The 19,806-nt window shown below is 41.1% G+C and carries 19 protein-coding genes and 1 pseudogene; 18 read left to right on the top strand and 2 right to left on the bottom strand.

Annotated features, from left to right (window positions below; genetic code table 11):
• The first annotated feature begins 285 nt into the window (after nt 1-285).
• From WR49_RS12600 to WR49_RS12545, 9 genes are all read left to right on the top strand, one after another.
• On the top strand, nt 286-4,434 hold the full coding sequence (locus tag WR49_RS12600) for an RHS repeat-associated core domain-containing protein (protein WP_052715034.1): 4,149 nt from the start codon (nt 286-288) through the stop codon (nt 4,432-4,434).
• 410 nt (nt 4,435-4,844) lie between these two features.
• Nucleotides 4,845-5,672, top strand: a complete 828-nt coding sequence (locus WR49_RS12590; protein WP_231574709.1) for an RHS repeat-associated core domain-containing protein — start codon at nt 4,845-4,847, stop codon at nt 5,670-5,672.
• Nucleotides 5,665-5,949, top strand: coding sequence for a hypothetical protein (locus WR49_RS12585; protein ID WP_104975143.1), 285 nt, complete (start codon nt 5,665-5,667; stop codon nt 5,947-5,949). The genes WR49_RS12590 and WR49_RS12585 overlap by 8 nt, the downstream gene beginning before the upstream one ends.
• Nucleotides 5,927-6,346, top strand: coding sequence for a hypothetical protein (locus tag WR49_RS12580; RefSeq protein ID WP_342749707.1), 420 nt, complete (start codon nt 5,927-5,929; stop codon nt 6,344-6,346). Before WR49_RS12585 ends, WR49_RS12580 begins: the two co-directional genes overlap by 23 nt.
• A gap of 215 nt (nt 6,347-6,561) precedes the next feature.
• The gene (locus tag WR49_RS12575) at nt 6,562-6,816 is read left to right on the top strand and encodes a hypothetical protein (protein ID WP_046224241.1); all 255 of its coding nucleotides are present in this window, start codon (nt 6,562-6,564) and stop codon (nt 6,814-6,816) included.
• Nucleotides 6,817-7,176: 360 nt separating this feature from the next.
• Nucleotides 7,177-7,476: a hypothetical protein gene (locus tag WR49_RS12565; RefSeq protein ID WP_046224239.1), complete on the top strand. Its 300-nt coding sequence runs from the start codon at nt 7,177-7,179 to the stop codon at nt 7,474-7,476.
• A 303-nt stretch (nt 7,477-7,779) separates the two neighbouring features.
• A complete protein-coding gene (locus tag WR49_RS12555; protein WP_128740502.1) occupies nt 7,780-8,412 on the top strand; it encodes a hypothetical protein in 633 nt (210 codons plus the stop codon).
• A gap of 83 nt (nt 8,413-8,495) precedes the next feature.
• A complete protein-coding gene (locus WR49_RS12550) occupies nt 8,496-8,822 on the top strand; it encodes a hypothetical protein (protein ID WP_226977600.1) in 327 nt (108 codons plus the stop codon).
• A gap of 208 nt (nt 8,823-9,030) precedes the next feature.
• Nucleotides 9,031-9,306, top strand: coding sequence for a hypothetical protein (locus tag WR49_RS12545; RefSeq protein ID WP_014386655.1), 276 nt, complete (start codon nt 9,031-9,033; stop codon nt 9,304-9,306).
• A 36-nt stretch (nt 9,307-9,342) separates the two neighbouring features.
• Here WR49_RS12545 and WR49_RS12540 read toward each other — a convergent pair whose 3' ends face one another.
• Nucleotides 9,343-10,437 (bottom strand): hypothetical protein, encoded by a 1,095-nt coding sequence (locus tag WR49_RS12540; RefSeq protein ID WP_046224237.1) that lies wholly within the window; start codon nt 10,435-10,437, stop codon nt 9,343-9,345.
• A gap of 231 nt (nt 10,438-10,668) precedes the next feature.
• On the opposite strand from WR49_RS12540, the gene WR49_RS12535 reads away from it, so the two are divergent.
• The 5 genes from WR49_RS12535 to WR49_RS12515 all read left to right on the top strand — a co-directional run bounded on the left by WR49_RS12535 (nt 10,669) and on the right by WR49_RS12515 (nt 13,843).
• Nucleotides 10,669-10,914, top strand: a complete 246-nt coding sequence (locus WR49_RS12535) for a hypothetical protein (protein ID WP_046224236.1) — start codon at nt 10,669-10,671, stop codon at nt 10,912-10,914.
• A gap of 19 nt (nt 10,915-10,933) precedes the next feature.
• On the top strand, nt 10,934-11,194 hold the full coding sequence (locus tag WR49_RS12530; RefSeq protein WP_046224235.1) for a hypothetical protein: 261 nt from the start codon (nt 10,934-10,936) through the stop codon (nt 11,192-11,194).
• Between the two features lie 145 nt (nt 11,195-11,339).
• The gene (locus tag WR49_RS12525) at nt 11,340-12,059 is read left to right on the top strand and encodes a hypothetical protein (protein ID WP_032073007.1); all 720 of its coding nucleotides are present in this window, start codon (nt 11,340-11,342) and stop codon (nt 12,057-12,059) included.
• A 62-nt stretch (nt 12,060-12,121) separates the two neighbouring features.
• Nucleotides 12,122-12,844 (top strand): NYN domain-containing protein, encoded by a 723-nt coding sequence (locus WR49_RS12520; protein WP_041154780.1) that lies wholly within the window; start codon nt 12,122-12,124, stop codon nt 12,842-12,844.
• Nucleotides 12,845-13,129: 285 nt separating this feature from the next.
• Entirely contained in the window at nt 13,130-13,843 is a 714-nt protein-coding gene (locus WR49_RS12515) for a tetratricopeptide repeat protein (RefSeq protein ID WP_165862957.1), read from the top strand.
• 283 nt (nt 13,844-14,126) lie between these two features.
• Here the strand turns inward: WR49_RS12515 and WR49_RS12510 are convergent, their stop codons facing one another.
• Entirely contained in the window at nt 14,127-14,429 is a 303-nt protein-coding gene (locus WR49_RS12510; protein ID WP_014386665.1) for a hypothetical protein, read from the bottom strand.
• 514 nt (nt 14,430-14,943) lie between these two features.
• Here WR49_RS12510 and WR49_RS12505 point away from each other — a divergent pair.
• The 4 genes and pseudogenes from WR49_RS12505 to WR49_RS12490 form a co-directional block, all read left to right on the top strand.
• Nucleotides 14,944-15,180: an HTH-like domain-containing protein gene (locus WR49_RS12505; RefSeq protein ID WP_197078534.1), complete on the top strand. Its 237-nt coding sequence runs from the start codon at nt 14,944-14,946 to the stop codon at nt 15,178-15,180.
• Nucleotides 15,181-15,185: 5 nt separating this feature from the next.
• A complete protein-coding gene (locus WR49_RS12500) occupies nt 15,186-18,500 on the top strand; it encodes a helicase-related protein (protein WP_046224232.1) in 3,315 nt (1,104 codons plus the stop codon).
• 10 nt (nt 18,501-18,510) lie between these two features.
• The gene (locus WR49_RS12495) at nt 18,511-19,422 is read left to right on the top strand and encodes a DUF4391 domain-containing protein (protein ID WP_046224231.1); all 912 of its coding nucleotides are present in this window, start codon (nt 18,511-18,513) and stop codon (nt 19,420-19,422) included.
• A gap of 97 nt (nt 19,423-19,519) precedes the next feature.
• A pseudogene (locus tag WR49_RS12490) lies at nt 19,520-19,806 on the top strand (site-specific DNA-methyltransferase); the annotation flags it as partial.

Genomic DNA, 19,806 nt, shown 5'->3' with positions numbered 1-19,806 from the left:
ATCCTATGGATCTATATATGATCAGTAGCGTTCACCGCTGATGCGGCTTCGCTGATCACTCAACTTCGTTTCACTGCTATGAGCAGTAAAACAAAGTCGAGCGATTCAATTAAAACCCGCTTCCATATTAGCCATTGTTTCATGTCTGTATGCGCCCGTATAGGGCAGTTAAGCATGAAGTTAATCTCTTTGATTAAGTTGATAATAGAGTCCGTGTAGAAGGTAATTAATGGACTTTAGAAACCAGTGGATCATTTTCATACTAACTTAATTGCAAGAGCTTGTTTGTTAGCACTTATAGTTCCTAGTGCTGTTTCTGCTCAGTGGCGTATCAATGCCAGTGGTAGTTCAGAAATTGATGCAATGAGATTTGATCTCCCAGAGCAAGCGCATGAATTTTTAAGGGACTATAGAATTAACGAGCTCGCAAGCACACACAGCTATGTGAGTGAAAAGCTATACCCGAGTGAAACGTATAGTGATGGAAGACTAATCTCATGGCTGTGTATGCATCGTAGTGATGCTCCAGGTAGTTATGACCCTGACACTTGTTACTTTGGAGCTCTCTCTGGAACTACACTGACAAAATTCATAATTCCTGGGGAGATGACTGATTCTCCACTTCTCAATAGAGATCTTGGTAAACCAGAGACAGAATTGTGCGTTGGAAACCCTATCAACCTAGCTACTGGTAATAAATATCAGCAAGAAACCGATTATGTAAGCGCTGGTATGGAGCCTCTTGTATTCACAAGACATTACAACAGCCAGTTAGCGTTGAGTGGTAAACAAAGCGATGTTGGTATTGGATGGAGCCACAACTATTCAAACAAAGTGATTTTTGACAAAGAAAGTCACGGAGAGAATATGGTTGTCTTGCATCGGCCAGATGGGAAAGAGTTAGCATTCTACCGGACAAATGCGGTTTGGATGACAACATGGAAAAGTGATGATCGGTTATACAAAGATTCTGGTTGGAGATATCAGAGAGCTGATGGTGTTGTCGAACTATATGATAGTAATGGTCAGTTGATACGTATTGTTCATCCATCGGGAAATGAGCTGGATCTGAATTATACCAACGGTAAGTTAGACTCTGTTTCTGACAGTTTTGGCCGGACTTTAAGGTTTAGTTATGATCAAGGGAAGATCATAAAGATGATCGACCCTGCTGGACAAATCTTCTCTTACGATTATTCGAATGAATTGTTAGTTGCAGTGCATAAACCGGATGCCAATCAGCGACGTTACCACTATGAAGACAGTTTAAACCCAAGCCTTTTGACTGGCCTTACGGATGAAAAGGGAAGCAGATTTGCTACGTGGTCTTATGATCCTTCGGGTCGCGCTGTTCTTAGCGAACATAGCAGTGGTGTTGATAGGACAAGTGTTACATACAACCCTGATGGCTCGGTTACGGTAACGAATGCTCTAGGTCACGAACAACATTATCTGTTTAGTCGTTATAACGGAAAACTAAAGCCTGACAGTATACAGGGTGCTGCATGTACTGGTTTTGCTGGTGGTACGAAGTCGTTTGGCTACGATGCCAACGGTGAGTTGAAGTCTATTATCAATGAAGAAGGCCAATCATTCTCTTACCAATATGACCAAAGAGGACTTGAAATTTCGAGGACAAGCTCGACTGGTGATACGATCACAACACAATGGCATTCAGAGTTCCCAAAACCAACCAAAATTACATCGTCATACTTGGTCCAAGAATTTACCTATGACGACCACCAGCGGCTGTTAACGCTTAAATTGATTGACCGAACCAACTCAGATGTCAGGCAGTGGACATTTGAATATTATCCAGACTCTCTCGGTGTTCCTGGACAACTGAAATCAGTGGATGGTCCTCGGGTGGATGTTGATGATGTAACGCGCTTTGAATACGACGCTCAAGCCAACCTAAGCCGAGTTATCAACTCTCTTGGGCACGTAGTGTCATTTGACAATTACGATGCTCATGGAAGGGCTCAGAGCGTCACAGATGCCAATGGAGTAAGCTACTCGCTTAACTACAACACGTTAGGTCAATTGATTTCTTCTACTGGTCCAGACGGAACTACATTGTACTCTTACGATGAATCAGGACTCTTGGTATCTATCACCTTACCAACCAACAGCACTTTCACTTATGAGTACGATGCAGCTCAGCAGCTTATGGCCGTGATTGATGCAAATGGAAATAGACAAAGCATTAATCGAGATTTACTAGGAAATATTGAGCAAGTTGAGCTGAAAGATAACAGTGGTATTGCTCACTGGAAGCAACTGCATAGTTACACTTTGAATGGTTGGCTTTCGTCAACAACAAATGGAACGGGCAATGTTTATACCTATTCCTATGACAAGACAGCCAACCTGACTGGCAAAGTTGATCCTTCTGGAAATGCTTATGCCTACCGCTATGATGGTTTTAGCAACCTGCTCCAATCAATTGACCCTGTTAACCGCGCCACTGCAATGCAGTATAACGATAATGCCTTAGTAACGAGAGTCACTGATCCAAGAGGGCGGAGAACTTACTATTCATACAACGGATATGGCGATGTTCTCTCAGTACAAAGCCCAGACACAGGCACGGCTCATTACACTTATGACAAGGCTGGAAACCTGATCGGTAAAACAGATGCCAAAGGTCAGGTTTTCACTTATCACTACGACGCGCTTAATCGCCTTTCTTCAATCACTGTGGATGGTCAACCTAATGCTAGTGTGACATTCCGCTACGATGAGCCAGAAGCGCTGTATGGGGTAGGGCAGCTTACTTCCATTACAGACGCTTCTGGCGTATCAAAATACAGTTACACAGCCAGTGGTGAGATAGCCAGCCAAGAACTAATTGTGGATGGCCGCACCTTGTTAACCAATTACACCTATGATGGTGCAGGGCAGTTGGTGAGTATCGAGTACCCGAGTGGCCGCAAAGCGGTATATCAGCGAAATGTAGCTGGTGAGGTCATTGGCGTTACATTGAAGAATGGTGTTAACAGCAGAACATTAGTCTCTGACTTGGTACGGAAACCTTTTGGGCCTGTAACTGATCTGACTCATGGAAATGGGCTTTGGGAAGAGCGCCATTACGACATGAACTATCAATTGGAGTCTGTACAGGTTGCTGGTGCAATGCACCGCAGTTATCTCTATACGGCCAATAGCAATGTCGATTCAATTACAGACTTAATGGATAGTAGCTATAGCCAAACTTTCAATTACGACAAGCTGAGCCGCTTGATTGAGGCTACTGGTGGTTACGGGACCCGAGAGTACACCTACAACTACAACGGCAACCGGACGGCTATCTACCGCGACGGCGTGAAAGATTCGTACAGCATTGTGTTCAATAGCAATCGCCTAACCAAAACAAGTATTGGCTCGATCACCTACAGCTATGATGCAAACGGAAACACGATTGGCCGAGGAACGGATGTCTTTGTCTATGATGCTTTCAATAGATTGACTGAGGCTACGGTCAATGGCGAAACATCAATCTATCACTATAACAGTGCTCATCAACGAGTGAGGAAGTCAGCTGGTGGCGTGGATGTGCTTTATGTTTACGGCCTCGATGGCGAGTTATTGGCTGAGGTGGATGCCGGAACCGGGCAAACCCAGCGCGAATATGTTTGGCTTGACGGCCAGCTGGTGGCTTACCTAGTCGATGGCACCGTCTACCACGTCCATAACGATCATTTGGGTACGCCGCAAGCATTGACCGATGAGACCGGAGCCACGGTATGGAAAGCCAGTTACTCTCCGTTCGGCAAAGCGACTGTCACGACAGAACAAATCAAGTTCAACTTACGTTTCCCCGGCCAATATTACGACGCTGAGACTGGGCTTCACTACAACTGGCATCGCTACTATGACCCGAATACAGGGATGTATATCACCAGTGACCCAATAGGGCTGGCTGGTGGGATTAACACCTATGCCTATGCATTGAATAATCCTGCTATTTACACCGATCCTACTGGTTTATGGGTTCCGCAAATTATTGGGGCAATGGTTAACATAGGCTTTGAAGGATACAGACAATATCAAACTGGTTCGTTTGATGCGGGGCGACTTCTTGTGGCTGGTGCTACGGGGACACTTGGAGGGTTTGGAAGCACTCTAAGGAGAGCTGTATTTTTTGGTGCATCATCAGGCGCTATTGGCAATATGTATATTCAGTTAACTGAAAAGTCTTCTGGTTGTGATCAAAGGTATCAAAAGAGCCTTGATTTATATCAGGTAGGAAGAAGTGCAATTCTTGGCTCGTTTGGTGGAGCAGTTGGTTTTGGAGGGGGAATATTAGGCAAAAATATTTTGAGACCACGAGACATAATCGGGGTGGATTTGAAAAAAAGGGTTAGTTTTAACTACGAATCGTATGGTTCGGCTATAGGTTCTGCTGGGGGAACAACAATTGGAAATCAATAATTGGCTTGACTTTGTTTTGTACACATTCATGACTTTAGGTGGGTTGCTTATAGCAATTCCATTAGGGATAAGATGCCTTTATGTAGGTCTTGTTGCACTATTTAAATACAAGATTGTGAAATTCAAAAAAGATAGCAATGTGTCAGTGTATGCAAACACATCTATAGAGCTAGTTCTTTTAGGTATTTTCTGTATTGGAGCTTCTATTTGGTTTCTGTTCTTCGATAAAGGTGGCCACCTCTTACATTACCTTCCGGAAGTGATGAGGTTCTTCGCTGGAACATAAGGCAGGTTACGCTGGTGGTGTGGATGTGCTTTATGTTTACGGCCTCGATGGCGAGTTATTGGCTGAGGTGGATGCCGGAACCGGGCAAACCCAGCGCGAATATGTTTGGCTTGACGGCCAGCTGGTGGCTTACCTGGTGGATGGCACTGTTTATCACGTCCATAACGATCATTTGGGTACGCCGCAAGCATTGACCGATGAAACAGGGGCCACGGTATGGAAAGCCAGTTACTCTCCGTTCGGCAAAGCGACTGTCACGACAGAACAAATCAAATTCAACTTACGTTTCCCCGGCCAGTATTACGACGCAGAGACTGGGCTTCACTACAACTGGCATCGGTACTATGACCCGTCTCTGGGGCGTTACCTGCAATCAGACCGCCTTGGCTTGTTCGATGGAATGGATACCTATGGGTATGTGCGTGGAAATCCTTTGGTATGGAGTGATCCCACCGGGCAGTTTGTTCCACAGTTAGCGGGATTTATTGCTGGTGGAGGGGTTTCTGCTTTTAGTTACTGGGAAAAATATAAATGTGGAAGTATTTCAGGAGCTGAATATCTAGCTTCTATCGCTATAGGTGCTGGTGCTGGTGCGATTAGCTCTGGAGCATCTGTAATCGACGGAGCCTTAATTGCTTTAGCGGGTAATGTTGCAGAGCAATATTTCGTTGGAGATGAGTTTAGCTACTCAAGTATGGGGATGGCTGGCGGAATAGCTGCGCTATCTGGTAAGGCCGGACAAGTCTTAGGTAAATCCTTGTTCCCAAGTAAATACATTACTGTGACAGAGCGCAGATGGTACACATTGTTCCTGTATAAGCACAAAAAAACACAAGAGGTCTTCAATGCTGATGGCAGGGCAATAACAGGAAGTGTTGTAGCGGGTGGTGTCACTGGTGGGATTGCGGCATCGTTTGGATCAAAAGATAAATGTGGGTGTTCAGGTGAATAGTGAAAAGTTTTTTCAGAAGATTGTGATATTTGGTGCATATAGCCTGATAGCTTTGATTGTTGTCTTTGCTATTGGTGCATTGCTCTATGTTAACGAGGTTAACAATGGAGTTGGGGATATAATGTCCCTGATAGCTAAAGCAGGCGTGTTTATTTTGGTTGTGACACCAATTCCTTTGCTTGTAAATAACTATCTCCGGAACAAGATAACCTTGTTTCAGTTTGTTTTTTCTCTTCTTTTATTGGGAAGTGTTGGTGTCGGATTTTTCTTTGGCTGACTGGCCCACCAGCGGGGTTAAGCCTGCTGGTGGCGTGGATGTGCTCTATCTTTATGGCCTAGATGGCGAGTTATTGGCGCGGCTTTGGGGACTGTTTATGGAAATCAATAGTTGGTTCGATTTTATTATATACACAATTTATTTTTTTGGGGTGGTGGTGATTATCCTACCTGTAGGGGCTATTTTTCTTTGGTTAACATTGAAGAACCTAATAAAAATGAGACTACCTAAATATGAAAGAAAGCACTACAAGTATTTCTTTGCAAGAAACGTACTTGAAGTATGTATTGCTGGGGGGGGTTCCGCTATTTTTTCTGTTTGGTATTTGTTTTTTGCTAAAGGCGGAAATTTATTTCTCTATCCAATGGAAGTAATGACATTTTTTTTAGGCAGTTGATGGTGTGGTTCAGGCTCTGGCATTGTTCCAACGGCAGTTTGATATTGGTAAGTGTTGGTGTCGGATTTCTCTTTAGCTGACTGGCCCACCAGCGGGTTAAGCCTGCTGGTGGTGTAGATGTGCTCTATCTTTATGGCCTAATGGGTCGCGCTGGGTGTTACATCCGGGAACGTAGCAAGTAATGTGATTGCCAATCTACCATAAGGGTTTCAGCTATGAAAAATAGAAGCATTACAACATTCATTTTGATATTTGTTGTTCCCATCTTTCTTATAGGAGTGGGGATTGGGTCAATTGGAGGATTTATCGCGCAATGGCTTGCGCAGATATTTGAGCTATATGAGAACGAATCTAAGTACGAAATGGTTTTTTGGGCGTTTTTTATTATAGGGGCTGTCATGGGCGGAGTTGGTGGAATCCAAGCTCTATTCCAATTCATCAGACAGAAAAAGAATGGTGCCAGGAAATGATCTGGCTTAATACCGCGCTTTTTTTTGACGTACTCGCTGGTGTTTGTCGCTGGATTTATTGCTTATGCCGGTATCCTTTCTATGACAGGAAGATCTGCAAAGGTAGTTAGGGTGATAGGAGGAGGGTCGGCATACTTATTTTTTGCTGCACTTCTTGTATCGCCATTGTTTTGGAGCGCAGATTTCACAAGCGAATTTCGTAACATGGTTAAAGCCGACGACATATACTTCGTCTACTTTTTTGTCTGCTACGCATTATCCATTGTTCCAGGAGCGCTGATGTTTAAAAGAAAATATCTGCCTGGCCTGAAAAAGCTAGGGTATTTCGCTAAGCGAGGTGGGCGGTAAGAGGAGCAGCTTTTGGAAATCAATAATTGGGTAGATTTTTACCTATATACAGCCTACTTCATAGGGGTAATTGTGGTTCTTATTCCGTTGGGAATAAATTTTACTTATGTGGGTATCGCAGGTGTGATAAAGCATAAAAAAATCAAGTATGACAAAGGGACAGACATTTATCGTCTTGGCAAGAATGTTTTTGAGATTGTAGGTGTGGGAGTTTTTGCAATCGCGTTCTCTATTTGGTTCTTGTTCTTCGACAAAGGTGGGCACCTATTCCATTACCCAGCGGAAGTGATGAGGTTCTTCGCTGGAACATAAGGCGGGTGACGCTGGTGGCGTGGATGTGCTCTATCTTTATGGCCTAGATGGCGATTTATTAGCGCGGCTTTGGGGACAGCTTATGGAAATCAATAACTGGGTAGATATGTTTTTATATACATTTATGACGGTTGGCGTTGTGTTTATTGCGTTTCCTACAGGGATAAGATGTATATATGTTGGGTGTGTGGCTTTATTTAAACACAGGGTGATTAAATTCGATAATAGGAGCAGGCTTACTATTTATTCGAGAACATCAATAGAAATGATTCTTGCGGGGGTACTCTGTGTGGCAGCTTCTATTTGGTTCTTGTTCTTCGACAAGGGTGGGCACCTATTCCATTACCCAGCGGAAGTGATGAGGTTCTTCGCTGGAACATAAGGCGGGTTAAGCCAGCTGGTGGCGTAGATGTGCTCTATGTTTACGGCCTCGATGGCGAGTTATTGGCCGAGGTGGATGCCGGAACCGGGCAAACCCAGCGCGAATATGAATATCAAGGAGATAAAATGGCTAGTCAGTATCAATACAATCCATTTTTAATAGGGAAAGACACATTTACCACCAGCAAAGTAGAGCTTTGTGAAGATGAGGTAAGACAATCGAAGCCACAGTATCAGTTAATTTGTTTCGGTAGTTCTTCCCGGTATCCTCTATGGATAGAACTAGGGACTAACCAACTAGTTGGTGGTAATTATCATTGTTTCTATAATGATGATGAACTAAAAGCGTTGTACACGTTATTTCAGCAAGATGCGCAACGACAAGGTTATTCTGACCAGAAGCAAAACTATTGGGCTAAAACACCTAATCCTTTTCCTATCGAGTTTCTTGAGGGGATGCCACAAAGTCTATGGGCTTACTTTTACGAAAGTGGCCGTAGACAAGCCGCTTGTGAAAAAAGCGTTCAGGAATTACTACCCATGTTCGAAAAGTGATAAGTGCTTGACTGAATGTAATATTTAGCTTGAAAATCAGTCGAGTAAATAATGCCACTTTGAACAATGTAACAGGAACAAGAATGATGAAGAAAATTGGACTACTGCTAGCGACGTTAACTGCATTTTCAGCTCAAGCGGATGTTTTCCCTAAAACAGAAGTTGATGCGTATCTAATGGCGATGCACTCTATGGCCCCAGTTAACGCGAAATACACCATTCAATACAAGGCCGCAGTGGAAAGTAGCTGTAAGACAAAGCTTAGTATTGAACAATTAAGCTCACGCGACTTTGCCAATGTTGTACAAGCTCTTGTTAGTAGTGAAACCGTTGACCGCTTAGGGCTTGATGCTAGTGGTGGTTCCCTCACTGACACGCTTCAACTGGTAGGGGCTAATATTGTCAGTTGAACTAATTGTGCTATATTGCTGGGGGATGTGTTTGAGACTTTGGACAATTAGTTAAAGTTTGTGCAAAATTACATCACTGACCTGGCTGATGGCGTTTCTGCTTCGAACCTCAGCTTATTACTTATCGTGCCCCAGCAATAAAACCTCTTTGATTTCCCCCTTTAAATCGACATAATGAGCATATGTAGTCAACATAATGGTGATATGTATGTCTGGAGTCGTTTTTCATCAAGTAAAAGAAGGTGAGTTCCGCCGTCTCGCGGAGACTCGAACAATGACCAAACTAATTGCGCAGGAATCTAAACTGCATCCTAACAAGTTTCATTTGGTTGGGATTGATAGTGGTAAAGGAATCGCGTATGCAATTAGACATGGAAGAACCAGTGACTTGAGAGTGTGGAGGCTTGATATCCTGGTAAATCAGGTTAGAGACATGGGGTTTGAGAATATAGAAGTACAACTCATAAACAAAACCCACGCATGAAGCATGGGCTAATAGTCTTAACATGCCGAAAGGCACTTATTTTTCAAGAATATAATCACGAAAATCGTGGTTCTCAATTTCCAACTTCCCACGCTCTGGGCTGTAAATTAGCTCAAGCGACTTCAATCGTGTGACTGCATTTTTCACCGACCATTTTGTAACGTCTGTTTCTGGGTCGCCAGTGAAAGCTTTTACTTTGTCTAGTCCTGCTTTGGTATAAAGACCTTTTGACTCATTGGCAGCAACAAGCTTTAGGATCGCCACTTCGATAGGTTTCAGTTGTTCGTATGTTTTTGAAAAGTGGTCCTCTGACTCGATACGATCAACGTCATAACGATGGACACCAATATCTAGGTCATGAACCATGTTCAGGGCCATATTCTTTAACATTTCAACAAACCGAGCGGGAGCGCGATTTTGTTTGATTAAGATTTCTAGGGCTTTGTGTTTGTCGAGTTCGACACCACCAGTGACATTTTTGAATGCGGCCAACTCGAATTCAACGAAATCCATATCCAGCTCTTCAAATATCTGGGTTTGGCTGGAGTTGTAGAATGGAGCCTTGTTGTCTTTGAATAAGCGACTTAACCCCTCTCTACTTGAACCTGTGAAGATGCATTTGACGTTGTTATCCTCTCTGTTCACTACAAAACTGCGTAGAGCTGCCGTAAACGAGTCAAATTCTTTGCGAGTAGCCAAATGTTGAACTTCGTCAAGCAACAGTAAAACAGGCATATCCAGCTCGTTTAAGCGTTGAAATACAGCGAACAAGTCAGCTCTCAGTTCTCCCTGAGAACGCTCTACTTCAACTTTGCCACCAGCTGCACTAAAACCTAACTTTTTGAAGTTGAGAGCTTTGCCAAGCTTATGTAGAAATCCTTCATTCCTTTCACAAGCATCAATGACGGATTTAATGAAGATGCCTTCTGGGTCGTCTTTTTGCATCCAAAAATCTACATAGATAGGTAAGACACCAAGTTCACGAGCCATAGGAATGATATCTTTTTGAATGAATTGAGTTTTTCCTCGCTTACGTGGAGCGAAGATTGAAACACGTTGAAGAAGACCTTTGTCCATCCCGTTAAGGATAAACGTAGCAAGCTGTGTACGAGGATAGTGCCAGATATCCATTGTCGTGCTCCTTTGGTAAATTGTGTTATCAATGATACCACAAAATAGAATTGTGGTAGATTATTTAACACAACTTACCACAAATAGGATTGCCATCCTAAAGCAGATCACTCTTTTACTAAGTAGCTCTTTGTCATGTCCCTCAATTTGCACAAAAAAGGGCAAGTTCTCATCTCTTAAAAAAATGTCATGTCGGTACACTAAGAGCATGATGCTCTGGAGATTGATCTTATGGATATGATAAACGGCTGGCTATATGAAGTTCAGAGAGCCCTTGATAGTTCTTTAGGTGATATACCCTTTGATTGGCGCTGGATTGCTGCTGTGATTGGGTTCTTTTTAATATGGAGGCTGTTCTCTTTTGGCTTTGCCATCGTTAAGTTTGTCATCGTTGCGGCAATAGCTGCTGCCATTTATGCTGCTGTTGTTGGCGATTCGGCAGGACTTGCTGGTGGTGGTAGTTTCTTTGGATTTTAGTACAGTTTGGTAGCTAAATATGAGCATTCTGATATCGGATGGAAGTGAAACGCTCGATGCAGCAACCGCAATTTCTGAGTTGCCAGATTCGTACACGGGTCATTGTTCTGTCGTAACAATCAATGAAGAAATAGTTGCCACTATACCTAACCCTCAAATTGCATTTTCTATTGCGTGTTACGCGATTGGAACAGAAGGGGGTTATGGAAGTGTTTATGTTCGTCCGGCCAAAGACGGTGAAATTCTCACCCATACAGATTTTGACAGTTGGGCGTACTAGCTGGATTTCTACTTAGACTTTCACATGTGAAAGTGGAGGGGAGGGGTTGCGTTTTCAAAAAGCATGATAAAGTAAGTATGAATATTAACTAAATGAGGTCCTTACGGCGATGCCGGAAGGGATCTTAAATACCGGAGATAAGACTATGATGATTCTAACCACTCTTTCTGAAAAACTAGATGACCAAACGAGCCGAGTATTCTGGCGTGTGGGCACTAAACGCAGTGGAATTCTTGATGTAAAAATCGACTTTTCCCATGAAGATTCTGATTTGATTTCAGAATTATCAGCCATTCAATACCTACTCTTTGAAGAAAAAGTAATGGGTCGAGAGCCGGGTTCTGGTTCTGGCTACAAACTCGTTGTGTCAAAGGGAGCAATCAAAAAGCTTGCCCGTGGTAAATCTACGAAAAAACATGCACAAAAGTTTGCAGCATTTCTTCAAAACCGAATGGCTGGAGTGCAAATAGAGGTATCACAAAGTCGTGAGTTCATGGCCGACCCAAAATCATGTGTAACAGTGCTCTTAGATGCAAATCGCCAGGAATATGCAAATACGCATGATGCCGTTGAAACACCAGCAATGGGGACCGTTTATGTTACCGCTCACGCTGTTGAACAGTATAAAGAGCGATTGAGCACTGGAGATCCCAAAAAGCCCTGGGCGAGTTTAGTCAATCGACTTAAACATCCTGAGTTGAGAATTCGAAATTTGCCTGCAAATGTTTTGGCCCATAAAGCGAAAAAATACGGTACTGCCGACAATGTAGAAGCTTGGGGGCATCCAACTTCCAAATTCACATACCTTATTGTTAACGATAATGGGCGTCGCACCTTAGTAACTGTTTTTGAGCGCGAACAATAACCTTGGAAGGAATAAAATTGGATAGTGCAACTAACTACATAAAGGATGGTCACGCACGGATTATGGGTAACAGAAAAATCGCTGTATTAATTGATTCAGAAAACACTCCACACTCAAAGCTAAACCTGATTATTGAAGAGCTTTCTAGTTTTGGGCAGATCATCGTTAAACGTGCATATGGCGATTTTTCTGCTGAACAACTAAAAAACTGGAAGCAGCCTTTGAATGAGTTAGCGATTCAAGCTAAGCAGCAATTTGCCTATACATCTGGAAAAAACTCGACAGACTCTTTAATGATTATTGATGCAATGGATCTCTTGTACAGCCAAAGGTTTGATGCTTTTGCTTTGATATCCAGTGATAGTGACTTTACAAGTCTTGCTACGAGATTAAGAGAGTCGGAGATACACGTCATCGGTGTAGGAAAAGCGATGACTCCGACTTCGTTTAAAAACGCTTGTGATGACTTTGTAGCGATAGAGAACTTAAACGCTGATGTTGATCTTGGGGAGGCACAACCAAGCTCTAATCAAGACTCAGAACGCGAATTATGGCGATTAATGCATCAAGCTTGGCAGAACTATCGAGATGAATCGGGCTGGGCAAAACTAGGTGAAATAGGCAAGTACTTAAAGAGACTGAAGCCAGATTTTGACCCTCGAAACTACGGGTTGAAGAAGTTATCTGACTTTTTTGATAAATATCCAACGCGCTATAGAACCCGTAACACTAAACGCACTGGTATGGAGTTTCAGCTGATAACAAAGGCAAGCAAACAAAAATGATGTGCTGCCTTCGCTGACGACATACTGCAATCGGGTAACTCAAAAATGCCCCATTCTAAGCTAGATCTGCTCTGTGTCTCATTTCGATATTGGGTTATTTGACCTATTTTTTCTTATGCTACAAAGTGTCTATTGATTTGGTGTCAGTATTGTAGTGGTACGGTGAATTTGGCCACCTAGTTAGAGGTGATATTCTTACCTCATAAGATGACAAGTGACAAAATGAAGGAAATACTGGCTAAGCTAGTTGACACGTCTAATATTATTGTTTTATGGATGTATTTCATGGATTTAGAAAAAATATACTTACAAGGTGTAGAGGCTTTCCAAAAGCAGCCTCCTGCATTTAATGATGCTTTTATTTTTTTCGAACAGGCAGCTACTCAAGGACACAGTAAGTCTCAATACAATTTAGGCCAGATGTTCTATAAGGGTGTTGGTACTAAACAAGATTTAGATGCTGCTTTTTATTGGCATGAACAATCTGCAAAAAATGGGATTGATGCTGGTATGTATGAGACTGGATACGAATACGGAAATAGAGGGGATGCCACCAATGCCTTAAAATGGTTAACAAAAAGTGCAAATTCTGGAAATATACTAGCACAGTCGTTTCTAGGGCATTTATATGGAGGATTTGTAACTTCACCTTTCAATGTGAAACAAGACTTCAATAAATCAGCTCATTTCTTAGAAGGAGCTGCTAAGTCAGGGGATGCGAAGTCACAATTTAGGTATTCTGCACTTTTACTTGATGGTAAGGGAACTCCTAAAAATGAAGCAATGGCATTGCATTATTCAAAATTAGCAGCAGATAATAATTATCCTGATGCATTGTACACAACTGCACTAATGTATTTTAATGGTTTTGGTACAGAAAAAAACCATGACCTAGCGCTTTATTATGCAGAAAAAGCAATGAAGAAAGGAGATAGTGAAGCGAGTAAGCTTGTTAAGCATATAAAGTCCAAGAAAAAGAAATTATTTGGTCTTTTTTAATTAATTACACTGGAAGCTTATAGTGATATATATTTATATGGTCGTGGCAGTTATTATACTTTTATCGCAATTACGTTATGGAGTCTTAAAGGCTCTCGGAGTTAGTATATTTTGGCCTATATATGCTATCGGCGCTGCTTTGTATGTAATGATAAAAGCCATTAAAACCCACCCTGAAAACAATAAGTAGAATCATTTACAGGATCTTAATTATCTCTAAGTAGTTTCATAAACTACTTAGTTCTATCCTGTTGATATACTTTTATAAATAAGAACGTTGTAATTATATCTTACTAATCACCCAACCTTTGTGCGTTTGATGTGATATTTCATGCTCATTGTTAAAGGTAACAACACTATGAGTAATATCAGTATAATCTCTATCATTAATAGGCTTAGGATTGATTCCTACTACATATCCTAAATCGTCTCTAATTAAATTGAAACGACTTGGAAGATAAGACTCCTCAAACCAAGGGCAACCCAAAATCAAAGAAAATCTGATAACACCAAGTTCGACACATCTTGCTTCTAACTTGTCTAACATTACTTGTTGTCTGGCATTCTTAAATGCTTTAAATAACATATCATCCCCATTCTATAAGTAAGCATCTATAAACTGTAGAATTATCAGCTTAACACACGGAACATGGCATTAGTGCTTTTCAATTACTAACAGTGTGACCTTCATTAGAAGTATTCTTACCAAGTAGCTTTGTGCTGTTACACCCGTTCAATAATCATTGAGCCTAGTTATCCAAGTGCTAGATTCAATTTTGGTGAGTTCGTTATGTTTTCATAATTAGTGGTGTGGCGCTAGCTAGGTGACTTTTCTATGCACGAAGTAATCCATAAGTTACTTAAAACGAAAAATTGCTAACGCATTTCTGTCCAAAACCTTCACCGGATGAATTTTTACCCGTGGCATTTTCCAACTCAAAAATGCCCCTTTATTAGCTGTCTACACCAGATTATAGCTTCCTGCTAGTACGCATAGTTATTCAATACAATAAGATCATAAGATCCCTATCTTCAATTAGCTATTTTAGCTAATTTTGCTAGAATCTCTCGTAAATAATATGAATGTGGTTGATTAAATTATGGACAAAGTGATTAGAGAAAAAATCAAGCAAGCACTTTCCTCAGCTCCAAGGAATGGCTTCATGGCTGAATTACATTTGCAGTCAATTAAGTATGCCGATGAATTGAGCAACATTACAGCGAGAGAATTTTGTGAAGAGCTAGGTCTGAAACCAAGCTATGGAACAGAGTTTAGTAAGATGAGAAATCTAACAACCCGCCTGAAAGCTGCTGGTTTAGTCACGGAGAAAATCTAATCACTATGCTCATTGATAATGTAACAACGAAAGTTTCTGATACGCTATCTGATACGATTCAAATGAATGATAAGCTCTCTGTATTGACAGGGCTTTTCTCTATCTATGCTTTTGACCATTTGAAAGAGTCTTTGAGCAAAGTCGATTCAGCTCGAATTCTCTTCTCGCAAGCAAAAGGCTTTGATTCGGTAGATGTAGCATCACCATTCGGATCACTCAATGGTTCAGAGTTAGAAAACAAGTTTAGAAATCAGTTAAATCAAAAAGCGATTGCGAAGGAATTTTCTCTTTGGTTGGAAGAGAAAGCTTCGGTTAGATTGGTGCAACAAGCAGGTGCAGTTCACCAACACATCACGCACGTTTCGTCAGCTTCGGACTCAATAGCGATAAATGGTGCTCAGTTCAATGGGCAAGGCATTGGTCTAACTGAGACAAATGGCTTTGATATGATAAGTCTTGCTAACTCTGATCAAGCTAAAGAGCTACTTGGATTCTTTAACCGTGTATGGAGAAGCAAAGGACAAGTAGTTGATGCTAAAGAGCAATTAAAATCTGAACTTTCAAAGCTTACCGCAGATAATACACCTCAGTTCATCTACTTCATCACGTTATATAATATTTTTAAAGACTTTGTAGGCGATCTACAAGAAGAGAGTATCTTAAAAACCAAAACGGGTTTTAAAGACACAATCGTTTGGAACAAACTGTATAAGTTTCAACGTGATGGTGTACTTGGTGCAATCGACAAGCTAGAGCATTTTAACGGCTGTATCATTGCTGATAGTGTTGGTTTAGGTAAGACGTTTGAAGCCCTAGCTGTAATCAAATACTACGAACTTCGTAATGACAAGGTTCTTGTACTTTGTCCTAAAAAGCTACGTGATAACTGGCTTATCTACACTCAGAACGATAAGCGTAATTTATTAGCAAATGATCGTTTCAACTACGATGTGTTGAATCACACTGATATGAGCCGAAACAGCGGATTTTCAGGTGATATCAATCTAGAGACTATCAATTGGGGCAACTATGACCTCGTTGTGATCGATGAGTCACACAACTTCCGCAACAACAATCCAAAGAAAGATGGACGTAACCGCTACCAACGCCTACTAGAAGATATTATTCAAGCAGGGGTTAAAACGAAGGTATTGATGCTTTCTGCTACACCCGTAAATAACCGTTTGAACGATATGAAAAACCAAGTCGCATTCATTACAGAAGCGAATGACCAAGCGTTAATCGATCACGGTATTAACAGCATCGAAAGTACGTTAAGACAAGCTCAATCACGCTTTTCTCGTTGGGCTGAACAAGATCCAGATGTACGAACTTCTAAAGACCTTTTGGACTCGATGAACTTCGATTATTTTAAACTACTGGATATTTATACAATAGCTCGTTCTCGTAAGCATATCGAGAAGTATTATGGTACAGAAGATATTGGTAAGTTCCCGACACGACTCTTACCAATTAACTTAAAATCATCAATCGACCTACAAGATCAGTTTCCACCATTGGAAGAAGTGAACAAGACCATTCGTAGGCTTTCACTGGCGTTTTACTCACCAATGAAATACGTGCGAATGGATAAGAAAGCCGAATACGCTAGACGCTATGACCAAGAAGTTAAGGGCGGTAAGAGTGTATTCAAGCAAGTGGATCGTGAAGAGAGTCTGATCCATCTTATTCGTATTAACTTACTTAAACGAATGGAAAGTTCTATTCACTCGTTTGCTCTTACGTCAGAAAAGGTTTTGGCTCAAGTTGAAGGATTACTATCAAAAATTCATAACTTTAACGCCAATATCAAACCAACTTTGACAAGTGATCTAACAGAAGAGTTTGTTGCGCCACCGATTGAAGAGATTGATGATCTTGAGTTTGAATCACCAGAGCTTGCACCTTACCTAATTGGCAACAAAACAAAAGTAAGGATTCAAGACTTAGACCTAGTGAGGTTTGCTCAAGATCTTGAAGCAGACAGAGTTTTTCTTCAAGAAATTGTTAGAGTTTCGAAAAGTATTGACGCTGTACGAGATGCGAAGCTAGATATGCTAAAACAGGCTTATCTTGATAAGTGCCAAAACCCGTTTAATGGTAATAACAAGAAAGTGATTATCTTTACGGCTTTCGCTGATACAGCAGAATACCTATACAAGAATTTGTCTGATTGGGCTTCAAAGCAATTGGGGCTGCATTCAGCTCTTATTACAGGGCAACGAACGGATACGACTTTACGTGGTACTGATGGTAATAAGTTCAAAACTGACCTGAACAGTTTGTTGACTCATTTCTCACCACGCTCTAAAGAGCGAGATAAGGTCTATCCTGATTTTAAAGAAGAAGTAGACATTCTCATTGCTACTGACTGTATCTCGGAAGGTCAAAACCTACAGGATTGTGATTATCTTATTAACTACGATATTCACTGGAATCCCGTTCGTATCATTCAACGATTCGGACGAATAGACCGTTTAGGTTCAACCAACGATACCATTCAACTTGTTAACTTCTGGCCCAATATGGAGCTAGACGAATATATCAACCTTGAAGCAAGAGTAAGTGGGCGGATGGTACTGCTCGATATTTCAGCTACGGGTGAAGAAAACGTCATAGAGCAAGATCCGAAAGTCAACAAAGGAATGAACGATTTAGAGTACCGAAGAAAACAGCTTGAACAACTGCAAAATGCTGTTGTGGATCTTGAAGAAATATCAGGTGGGGTTTCTATAACCGATCTGACATTGAATGATTTCAGAATGGACTTATCAAGCTTCTTAAGTGACAAGTCAAAAAGTAATACCGAAACCTTAGAACAAACACCTTACGGTTTGTTTTCCCCTGTCATTATCAGTAAAGATTCATTTGAATCAGAATCAAGTCAATTTTCAGGTTTGAAAGACGAAATTCAATCAGGGGGGATTTTCTGCCTGAAAGACATTAAAGGCAAAGTACAGGTAGAAGAGAGCTATTCACTTGCGCCTTATTACCTCGTTTATGTATCTGACGAAGAGGAAGTATTACTTTCATTCAGTCAGTCAAAACAGATACTCGATCTATACAAGAAACTAGGCTCTGAGTTCAAAGATATTGAACATTCTTCTCAAGCATATCAGGTGTTTGAGAAGAGAACTCAAAAGGGAATGAAGATGAACCATTACCAGAATCTTCTTAGCAAAGCGGTAGAGAACATCGCAGGAAAGAGTGAAGAAATTGGTGCAACGAGTCTGTTTAGCCGTGGTGGTACTGTTTTATCAGCTTCTAGCTCTCAAAACGTGAATGATTTTGAAGTAGTTAGTTATATGGTCATTCTGTAGAGGCGTACCAATGAGTAATGTTATTGATTTTGACTCAATTGATGCAAACAGCGAAGCCCTGTTTGACGTTGTATATGAACATTTAGCTTTGCCTGATTCAACGTATCTTGGTACTCGAATCACCAAAAAGATGATCCTAGAGAACAACGATTTATCATCAAGTGACAAAAAGTTGGTCAATGAAGTTGTTCAATCAGTAGAGTGGGTTAACACGCTTAAGCGTGATACGTTGAACATTCCTACGTATGTTACTGAAATGGTTGAGTACACCGAGGTAGCGGTACTCAAAGTCACTTTAAAAGCTGACGGTTCAAATCTTGGTAAGTTAAAGAACACGGCGAAGCTATTTCATACCTTAATCCCTTATCCCGTTATATTAATGATTGAGCTAGATGGACAGTTAGCGATCAGTCTAGCGGATAAGCGAATCAATCAGTCTGATAGTTCAAAACTGGTTATTGAACATTACTACAATAGCCAATGGTTTTCAGTTGTCGGTTTGAAGCGCAATGAGAAAGATTTCTTGAACGACTTTACGCTCAAAAATGTTTCAAACGTCAACTATTACGAACTGTATCAAGATTTCATTTCAATGTTACTCGCATTGGAGGCGAGTAACATTTCAGGCTCATATTCAACCAAAAGCCGCCGAAACAGCAACGTAGCAAAAAGTGAATTTGGTTCATCACAAGAGGAAAATGTATATCACTCTGATGATTCCATTTCACACGAAACGTTTAATGAGATGAGTAATGAAGAAAAATCTCATCTCTTGAAAGAGTTAGCTACTCTTGAGGCTGAATTGACCAATATTAGAAACAAGTTAAAGAAAGAGGTGCAAATGAATGAGAAAATGCGTCTCAACGTACAAGCAAGAAAAGTTAAACAAGCGATTTCAGCAATCACTTCTCAGTTGGCATAAGAAGAGCTGATTCGCATAAGATTGAAGAAAATTTCAGGTGGAAGAGCAGATTAGCATCATCCCCGACTGTAAATAGGTAATTATAATAATGAGCGAAATGGAAAAAATCACGGGCAGTAGTCCAGAAGCAAAAAGCTTAGACATTACTAACCAAAACATCGACCAACTAAAACAGCTTTTCCCTGATGTGTTTTCTGAGGGAAAAATCGACTTTGAAGCACTAAGAGCAGTGTTAGGAGAAGAGATTGACGATTCAGAAGAACGCTACAACTTTACTTGGAATGGTAAAACTAAAGCTCGACAAATCGCTCAAACTCCATCTACAGGTACGCTTCGTCCTTGCAAAGATGAAAGTGTCAATTGGGATACGACCGAGAACTTGTT

Origin of the sequence: Vibrio sp. ECSMB14106, from assembly GCF_000972265.1 — a bacterium.
Classification (GTDB): Bacteria; Pseudomonadota; Gammaproteobacteria; order Enterobacterales; family Vibrionaceae; genus Vibrio; species Vibrio kanaloae.
This window is presented reverse-complemented; position numbering and strand designations above follow the sequence as displayed.

What these genes read in the sequence shown, in the direction of transcription:
- WR49_RS12575 (WP_046224241.1), top strand. Translation starts at nt 6,562, where the DNA reads ATGAAAAATAGAAGCATTACAACATTCATTTTGATATTTGTTGTTCCC.
- WR49_RS12550 (WP_226977600.1), top strand. Translation starts at nt 8,496, where the DNA reads ATGATGAAGAAAATTGGACTACTGCTAGCGACGTTAACTGCATTTTCA.
- WR49_RS12545 (WP_014386655.1), top strand. Translation starts at nt 9,031, where the DNA reads ATGTCTGGAGTCGTTTTTCATCAAGTAAAAGAAGGTGAGTTCCGCCGT.
- WR49_RS12540 (WP_046224237.1), bottom strand. Translation starts at nt 10,437, where the DNA reads ATGGATATCTGGCACTATCCTCGTACACAGCTTGCTACGTTTATCCTT.
- WR49_RS12535 (WP_046224236.1), top strand. Translation starts at nt 10,669, where the DNA reads ATGGATATGATAAACGGCTGGCTATATGAAGTTCAGAGAGCCCTTGAT.
- WR49_RS12530 (WP_046224235.1), top strand. Translation starts at nt 10,934, where the DNA reads ATGAGCATTCTGATATCGGATGGAAGTGAAACGCTCGATGCAGCAACC.
- WR49_RS12525 (WP_032073007.1), top strand. Translation starts at nt 11,340, where the DNA reads ATGATGATTCTAACCACTCTTTCTGAAAAACTAGATGACCAAACGAGC.
- WR49_RS12520 (WP_041154780.1), top strand. Translation starts at nt 12,122, where the DNA reads ATGGGTAACAGAAAAATCGCTGTATTAATTGATTCAGAAAACACTCCA.
- WR49_RS12515 (WP_165862957.1), top strand. Translation starts at nt 13,130, where the DNA reads ATGGATTTAGAAAAAATATACTTACAAGGTGTAGAGGCTTTCCAAAAG.
- WR49_RS12510 (WP_014386665.1), bottom strand. Translation starts at nt 14,429, where the DNA reads ATGTTATTTAAAGCATTTAAGAATGCCAGACAACAAGTAATGTTAGAC.
- WR49_RS12505 (WP_197078534.1), top strand. Translation starts at nt 14,944, where the DNA reads ATGGACAAAGTGATTAGAGAAAAAATCAAGCAAGCACTTTCCTCAGCT.
- WR49_RS12500 (WP_046224232.1), top strand. Translation starts at nt 15,186, where the DNA reads ATGCTCATTGATAATGTAACAACGAAAGTTTCTGATACGCTATCTGAT.
- WR49_RS12495 (WP_046224231.1), top strand. Translation starts at nt 18,511, where the DNA reads ATGAGTAATGTTATTGATTTTGACTCAATTGATGCAAACAGCGAAGCC.